This is a genomic window from Pseudarthrobacter sp. rb (assembly GCF_056389225.1).
The window spans coordinates 258,645-266,440 of record NZ_JBWJAR010000001.1; the positions used below are offsets into that span (position 1 = coordinate 258,645).

7 protein-coding genes are annotated in these 7,796 nt (G+C 67.3%); 5 read left to right on the plus strand and 2 right to left on the minus strand.

From position 1 onward, the window contains the following. Positions 1-915, plus strand: coding sequence for a Bax inhibitor-1/YccA family protein (locus ACWRN3_RS01140; RefSeq protein WP_255174858.1), 915 nt, complete (start codon positions 1-3; stop codon positions 913-915). A gap of 101 nt (positions 916-1,016) precedes the next feature. Here ACWRN3_RS01140 and galK read toward each other — a convergent pair whose 3' ends face one another. Continuing rightward, positions 1,017-2,204 (minus strand): galactokinase, encoded by a 1,188-nt coding sequence (gene galK / locus ACWRN3_RS01145; protein ID WP_324644558.1) that lies wholly within the window; start codon positions 2,202-2,204, stop codon positions 1,017-1,019. Further along, positions 2,201-3,358 (minus strand): galactose-1-phosphate uridylyltransferase, encoded by a 1,158-nt coding sequence (gene galT / locus ACWRN3_RS01150; protein ID WP_324644559.1) that lies wholly within the window; start codon positions 3,356-3,358, stop codon positions 2,201-2,203. Before galT ends, galK begins: the two co-directional genes overlap by 4 nt. A gap of 101 nt (positions 3,359-3,459) precedes the next feature. On the opposite strand from galT, the gene ACWRN3_RS01155 reads away from it, so the two are divergent. The 4 genes from ACWRN3_RS01155 to ACWRN3_RS01170 are packed head-to-tail and all read left to right on the plus strand — an operon-like array spanning position 3,460 to position 7,678. Next, a complete protein-coding gene (locus tag ACWRN3_RS01155) occupies positions 3,460-4,416 on the plus strand; it encodes an aldose 1-epimerase family protein (RefSeq protein WP_476739654.1) in 957 nt (318 codons plus the stop codon). Positions 4,417-4,451: 35 nt separating this feature from the next. Further along, the gene (locus tag ACWRN3_RS01160) at positions 4,452-5,798 is read left to right on the plus strand and encodes an AI-2E family transporter (RefSeq protein ID WP_324644561.1); all 1,347 of its coding nucleotides are present in this window, start codon (positions 4,452-4,454) and stop codon (positions 5,796-5,798) included. 3 nt (positions 5,799-5,801) lie between these two features. Then, positions 5,802-7,040, plus strand: coding sequence for a threonine ammonia-lyase (gene ilvA, locus ACWRN3_RS01165; protein ID WP_159632540.1), 1,239 nt, complete (start codon positions 5,802-5,804; stop codon positions 7,038-7,040). 8 nt (positions 7,041-7,048) lie between these two features. Continuing rightward, on the plus strand, positions 7,049-7,678 hold the full coding sequence (locus tag ACWRN3_RS01170) for a rhomboid family intramembrane serine protease (RefSeq protein WP_324644562.1): 630 nt from the start codon (positions 7,049-7,051) through the stop codon (positions 7,676-7,678). Positions 7,679-7,796 lie beyond the last annotated feature (118 nt).

The window sequence follows — 7,796 nt, forward strand, 5'->3', positions numbered from 1 at the left end:
ATGGCACTTGGCGGCAACCCGATCTTCAACGGAAAGAGTTTCCGTGGAGCCACCCAGGCACCGCCTGTACCGCAGGCCCCTTATGGCGCTCCCTATGGCCAGCAGCCCTACGGCCAGCAACCGTATGGCCAGCAGCCCTACGGCCAGCAGGGCTGGGGCACGCAGCCCCAGAGCATGACTGATGAACAGCTCCGGCAGATGTACAGCCAGCCCTCGGCTGGCCCCGCCGACACCGGCCGGATGACGTTCGACGACGTCATCATGAAGACCGCCGCATGCCTCGGCGCCGTGGTGGTGGGCGCTGCCATCACCCTCACGGTGGCGCAGCAGCTGGCCTCCATGCTGATGATCGTCGGAGCCTTGGGCGGCTTCGTCCTGGCGCTCGTGAACACGTTCAAGAAGCAGCCTTCACCGGCACTGATCCTGGCCTACGCGGCATTGGAAGGTCTCTTCCTCGGCGGCCTGACCCGGATCCTGGACGGCATGTTCCCCGGCGTCGGGCTGCAGGCCGTGATCGGCACGCTCTCAGTGTTCGCCGTGACCCTGCTGCTGTTCAAGAGCGGCAAGGTCCGCGCCACCCCGAAGGCCATGCGGTTCTTCATGATCGCCATCATCGGCTACGCCGTGTTCTCCCTGGTCAACATGGTGATGATGTGGACCGGCGTCCTGCAGCAACCCTTCGGCATGCGCAGCATTGAGATCTTCGGCATCCCGCTGGGCGTCTTCATCGGCCTGTTGGCCATCGGCCTCGCCGCCTTCTCGCTGATCATGGACTTCACCAGCATTGAGGAGGGCGTCCGCAATGGTGCCCCGCAGCGCTTCTCCTGGACGGCCGCCTTCGGCCTGACCGTCACGCTGGTCTGGCTCTACGTGGAGATCATCCGCCTGCTGGCCATCCTGCGCGGCGACGACTAGGCACACCGGCAACTTCCGCCGTCGTACGTTAACCAACCGTGGGCCCCACCAAACTGGTGGGGCCCACGGCCGTTAACGTGCCCCTGACGGACCGCGCCTGCCTAGGCGATCCGCATGGCGCCGGCGGCGGGGGAGACGGTGAAGATCTCAGGCGCCGCGAAGCCGGCGTCGGCAAAAGCCCCGGCGACAGCGTCACGCACCTTCTGTTCCGCGTCCACCGGCGTCAGGGCAATTGCTGCCCCGCCGAAGCCGCCGCCCGTCATGCGTGCGCCGATGGCGCCGTTGGCACGGGAGGTGTCCACGGCCAGGTCCAGTTCCGGGCACGAGATTTCGAAGTCGTCGCGCATGGAGGCGTGGCTGGCGTCCAGCAGCGGGCCGATGGCGCCGGGACCGGGGCCGGCCAGCAGCTCCACGGTCTGGAGCACCCGGTTGTTCTCGGTGACCACGTGCCGCACGCGACGGAACGTGACCTCGTCCAGCAGCCCGCTGGCTTCCTCAAGGTCCGCCACATCCAGGTCCCGAAGGGCCTTCACCCCCATGACCTCCGCGCCCAGCTCGCAGGATGCCCGCCGCGAGGCGTAGCCCCCGTCGGCGTGGGAGTGCGACACCTTGGTGTCGATCACCAAGAGCACCAGGCCGGCGGGTCCGGTCTCAAACGGAACGAGGCGCGCCGTCTGGTCCCGGCAGTCCAGGAACACTGCGTGGCCTTTTGAACCGCGCAGGGATGCGGACTGGTCCATGATGCCGGTGGGTGCCCCGACGAAGTCATTCTCAGCCCGCTGGGTTGCCAGCACCATGTCCTCGGCCTCCAGCCCGGCGCCCGTGAGGTCGTTCAATGCGGTAATGACGGCACATTCAATGGCGTGCGACGACGACAGGCCGGCGCCGAGCGGAACGTTTGAGTCCAGGAGCAGGTCCAGCCCGGGGACGTCGATCCCCCGTTGCCGCAGCGCCCACACGACGCCCAGGGGGTACTTGGTCCAGCCCTTTGCCGTTCCCGGCTGCAGGGCTTCGAGTTTGGTGCTGACCACCCCCTGGTCGCCGTACGTGGACAGCAGCCGCATGGTGGCGTCCTGCCGCACGGCGACGGCCACCCGCGCGGTACGGTCGATGGCGAAGGGCAGGACGAAGCCTTCGTTGTAGTCCGTGTGTTCGCCGATGAGATTGACCCGGCCGGGCGCCTGCCACACGCCGTCGGGAGCGCTGCCGAACTCCTGCTCAAAGCGGGCGCCCAGGTCCTGCGGTGTGGCAACTGCGGCCTGGTTGTTGTTCTGGTTCCGGGTGGTCACGCGGAGGCTCCTTCCGGGGTGGCTGCGAGGGCGGCAGCTGGCGTGGACGACGGCGGGACGGCAACATTGCGGAGCCGTTCCGCCACGCTTTCGGGAGTGGTGTCATTGATGAAAGCGCCCATGGCTGCCTCCGACCCGGCCAGATACTTCAGCTTGTCGGCTGCCCTGCGAGGAGAGGTCAGCTGCAGGTGGAGGTATCCCGCCGGCCGCAGGACGTCATCCAGCGGGGCTTGGTGCCATGCGGAGATGTAGGGAGTGGGCGTGGGGTACAGGGCGTCGACCCGCTTGAGCAGGTCCAGGTAGACATGCGCCAACTCATCCTTTTCTTCCCCGCCCAGGGCGGCGAGGTCGGCGACCTGGCGGTGCGGCACCAGGTGGATTTCCAGGGGCCACCGGGCTGCGAAGGGCACGTAGGCGCTGAAGTGCGTCCCTTCCAGCACCATCCTGCTGCCGTCCTCCCGCTCGGCGCGCAGCAACGAACCGGTCAGGGTGTCCCTGCCGTCCCTTGCGTCGTAGTACTTCCGGGCCGCAGCACCCAGGACGCCGGCTCGGGGCGTGACGTAGGGGTAGGCGTAGATTTGCCCGTGCGGGTGGTGCAGCGTAACGCCGATGTCGGCGCCGCGGTTTTCGAACGGGAAGACTTGCTTGACCCCCGCCATGGCACTGAGGGCAGCGGTACGCTGCGACCAGGCTTCAATCACGGTCCGGGACCGCTCCTGGCTCAGCCCGCTGAAGGATCCGGTGTGGTCCGGGGTGAACGACACCACCTCGCAGCGGCCGTACGCAGGGCCCTTCGTTCCCCATCCGGCATGCTCAGGGACCGGCCCCAGCGCCGGTCCCAGGGAGGGGAACCGGTTCTCGAAGACCACCACGTCATAGTCCGCGGCAGGAATCTCGGAAGCATTCCCGGGAGTGGTGGGACAGATGGGGCACTGGTCTGCCGGCGGAAGGTGGGTGCGGGCCTGGCGGTGGGCGGCAACGGCTACCCATTCGTCCGTCAGCGCATCGAAGCGGACCTCGCCCGGTTCCCCCCGCGGCGGCAGGCCGCGGTGGTCGGTGGTGAGGTTGCCGGTGCGCGGGGTGCTGGTGCCGGCGTCATCGAAATAAATCAGCTCCCGGCCGTCGGAGAGTCTGGTGCTGGTAATCCCTGTCATGCAAAAAGTGTGGCACAAGCGATCAGAAAAGAATAGTTAACAACAAAAAGTAACATGACGCGGGATGGAGGTGTGGCGCCGCCCGTTGTACGGTAATCCCCATGACTGCCTCTTCCCCACAGGAAACCTCCGTTGCATCCACGCGGGCCTGCGCCACCGGCCGGCAATACGAACTGCGCCGGGGTGATGCCGTGGCCGTGGTCACCGAGCTCGCCGCCGGGCTGCGCTCGTTCAGCCGGGGCGGGGTCCTGCTGACCGAGACCTACGGGGACGATGAGATCTCCCCGGGTGGGGCCGGCATCACGCTCGCCCCCTGGGCCAACAGGGTGGAGGACGGGCAATGGTTCCTCGACGGCAGGAAACAGCAGCTGGACATCACCGAGGTATCCCGCAACAACGCCAGCCACGGCCTGCTTCGAAACGCCGGCTATGCCCTGGTGGGGGAGTCCCCGCACGCCGTGGCGCTGGAAGCGGTCGTCTTCCCGCAGCACGGCTACCCCTTTCTGGTGCGGCACCGGGTGGACTACCAGCTGTCCGAAGACCTCGGGCTGCGCGTCCGGCAGACCCTCACCAATGACGGGACGGCGGCAGCGCCTTTCGTCCTCGGCGCGCACCCCTACCTGCGGGTGGGTGACACTCCGGTCGAGGAACTGAAGCTGACAGTTGCCGCCGACACGCGGCTGGTGACCGATGAGCGCTTGATTCCGCGCAGTTCGGCCCCTGTCGACGGGGACGTTGACTTCCGTCCAGGCCGGCACGTCGCGGACCTTGCCGTGGACGTGGCCCTGACGGACCTCCGCTTTGAGGGCGGCGTGGCCCGGCACATCCTTGCAGCGGGTGACGGCAGTGCGGTGTCGCTGTGGCAGGACGAATCCTGCCGGTACGTCCACATCTACGTGAGCACCGTGTATCCAGGCCGGACCCGGGCCGTGGCGGTGGAGCCAATGACGGGGCCGGCCAACGCCTTCAACTCCGGTGACGGCCTCCGGTGGCTGCCTGCACGGGAGTCCTTCAGCATGGAATGGGGGATCGACTACACACCCGGCGCGGGCCGGTAGTTTGCATTGGGCCACCGCTGGGGAAGTATTGGGATATGACGCCAAAAGAGGACGACGTTACCCTTGCCCACCCAGCACCGGTCCAACCGGCTCCCGCGCCGGCGCCGGCCGCGGCCGCACCCCTGAGGGTCCTGACGGACCGTGAGCTGGACAAGGACATACCGTACGGCATCCGCATCGCAGCTTCCTGGTCGTGGCGGCTCGGCCTGATCCTCCTGATGGCGGGAACGCTGGTGTGGCTGCTTAGCCACATCACCCTCCTGATCATTCCGATCATGGTGGCCGCACTCCTCGCCGGTCTGCTGAGCCCGGTCACGGCATGGCTGAAGCGGCGGGGGCTTCCCGCGGGACTGGCCGTCGCAGTGACAGTCCTTGGCTTCATCGGCGTCATTGCCGGTGCACTGGCCCTGGTGGGCAGGCAACTTGTGGTCGGTTTCGGCGAACTGTATTCCCAGGCGCTTGAGGGCGTCCGGCAGGTCCAGGACTGGCTGTCCGCCGGGCCTCTGCACCTGACCGCCGCACAGATTGACCAGTACATCAAGGAAGCCACCGACGCGCTGCAGAACAACAGCAGCAGCATCCTTAGCGGCGCCCTGTCCTTCGGCAGCACCGCCGGCCACTTCGCCGCCGGCATGCTCCTCTCCCTGTTCATCCTCATCTTCTTCCTCCTGGAAGGTGACCGGATCTGGGCGTTCCTGGTCAGGATGCTTCCCCGGAAGGCCCGGGCGGCGACGTTCGGTGCAGGCCGCAAGGGCTGGGCGTCCATGGTCAGCTACGCCCGCATCCAGATGTTTGTCGCGGCTGTCGACGCGCTTGGCATCGGCGTTGGCGCCGCCATCATCGGTGTCCCGCTGGCGCTTCCCCTGGGCGTGCTGGTGTTCCTCGGCTCCTTCATCCCCGTGGTAGGTGCCCTTTTGACGGGCGTCGTCGCCATTCTGCTGGCCCTGGTGGCCAACGGCCCCATCAACGCCCTGATCATGCTGGCCATCGTCCTGCTGGTCCAGCAGCTTGAAGGCCACATCCTGCAACCCCTGGTCATGGGCAAGGCAGTATCGCTGCATCCGGTGGCAGTCATCCTCAGCGTTGCGGCCGGCTCCTACCTCGCCGGGATCCCCGGCGCGCTGTTCTCCGTGCCCATCCTGGCCGTAGCAAACTCGGCTGTTCGCTACATCGCCGCCAGAACGTGGGAACATGAACAGGTGCCGGTAATTGCCGGGAAGCCCATTACGGCCGGAGCGGGCGGGGACAACACCATCGAGGACGTTGAGCCGCCGTCTGCACCTGGTTCGGGGCGGGACGCGGCGTCCGGCACCCCAGCTGAACACCGTGATGCCCGTGCTTCCTCCCCGGAAGGCGCCGGAGCAGAACCCAAAGGAGAGTAGTCCGTGAAGATCCTTGAAACCCTTCCCGTCACACTGGACGATGTCCTTGAGGCGCAGAAGCTGCTTGACGGGATCATTGCGCGCACGCCCGTGGAATCGTCCCGGGCGCTGGGGGGCATGGTGGGCGGGGACGTCCATTTCAAATGCGAAAACCTGCAGCGCGCCGGCTCGTTCAAGGTCCGCGGTGCCTACGTCCGGATGGCCCGGCTTTCGCCGGAAGAGAAAAAACGGGGCGTGGTGGCGGCGTCGGCCGGCAACCACGCACAGGGCGTTGCCGTTGCCGCCAAAAGCCTCGGCATCAAGGCCCGGATCTACATGCCGCTGGGCGTAGCGCTGCCCAAGCTTGCCGCCACCCGCAGCCACGGTGCCGAAGTCATCCTCCACGGGCACAACGTGGACGAGGCGCTCGCTGAAGCCCAGCGCTACAGCGATGAAACCGGCATGGTCTTCGTCCATCCGTTCGACAATGTGGATGTGGTGGCAGGCCAGGGGACCGTGGGCCTGGAAATCCTTGAGCAGGTCCCCAACGTTGACACAGTCCTCATGGGCGTGGGCGGCGGCGGGCTCCTTGCGGGGGTCGCCGTCGCCATCAAGGCCCGCGCAAGGGAACTCGGCCGGGAGATCCGCATTATCGGCGTCCAGGCGGAGAACGCCGCCGCGTACCCGCCCTCGCTTGCCGCTGACGCCCTGGTACCGCTTAAGCGGGTCTCCACCATGGCGGACGGCATTGCCGTGGGGCGCCCGGGACAGCTGCCTTTCAGCATCATCCGCGAGCTGGTGGATGACGTGGTCACCGTCAGCGAGGACTCTCTGGCCCGCGCGCTGATCTTCCTGCTCGAGCGGGCCAAGATGGTGGTGGAACCGGCCGGGGCAGTGGGCGTGGCAGCCCTCATGGACGGCAAGATCGAGAACCCGGGATCCACGGTGGTGGTCCTCTCCGGCGGAAACATCGACCCCATGCTGATGCTCAAGGTCATCCAGCGCGGCCTCTCCGCCGCAGGGCGCTACATGACCGTTCGGATGATGCTTGATGACCGCCCCGGCTCCCTGGCAACCATTGCCCGCATCATCGCCGAAAATGATGCCAACGTCACCGGCCTGGACCACACCCGGGTGGGGGGATCCATCAGCATGGGCGATGTCTCGATCACCGTGAACCTGGAGACCAAGGGCCACCAGCACGGTGAGCAGGTCCTCAGTGCCCTCCGTGCTGAGGGTTTCCAGCCGATCGTTGTGCACTAGGACCGGCCATGGCCGGACCGGGCAGCGGACTGACGGGTAACGGAGGCGGCCCGGCGCGGCAAACCATCGCCGCGCGCGCCAAGGGCGGCCTCGTGGTTCTGGGCGGCTTCGTGGCCCTGCTGTTCGCCATCGAGGTGGTCAACACGCTGATGATGGGCGCCCTCACGCGGACCTTCGGCCTGCGGCCCAGGAGTGCCGACGGGCTGCTGGACATCTTCACCTTCCCGCTCCTGCATGCCAACCTGAACCATCTGCTGTCCAACAGCCTGCCCCTGGTCATCTTCGGCTTCCTCGTGTTCCTCTCGGGGCTCCGTGTGTTCCTCACCGCGCTGGCGTTCAGCTGGCTCGGCAGCGGAGTCACCGTCTGGCTTATCGGCAACGGTGTCACGGTGGGCGCGTCCGGCCTGGTCTTCGGGCTCTTCGCGTTCCTTTTGGTGCGTGGGTTCTTCAACCGCAGCTGGCGGCAGATCCTGCTCGCGGTGGTCCTCTTCATGGGGTACGGGAGCATCCTCCTGGGCGCCCTGCCGTTTGTGGCCGGCTACGTAAGCTGGCAGGCGCACCTGGGCGGCGCCGCGGGCGGGGTAGTGGCGGCATTGCTGCTTCGTCCGCGCCTCCCTGCGCTCCCTCGGGAGTCCTGACCGCCAGTCCTCCCCGACGGCGTGCCCGGGCGGTCCCTACGGTGCAGACAGAAAAGCGGGGGGGGGGCCCCGGGGGGCGGGCCGCCCGGGGTGGGGGGGGGGGGGGGGGGTTGTGGGG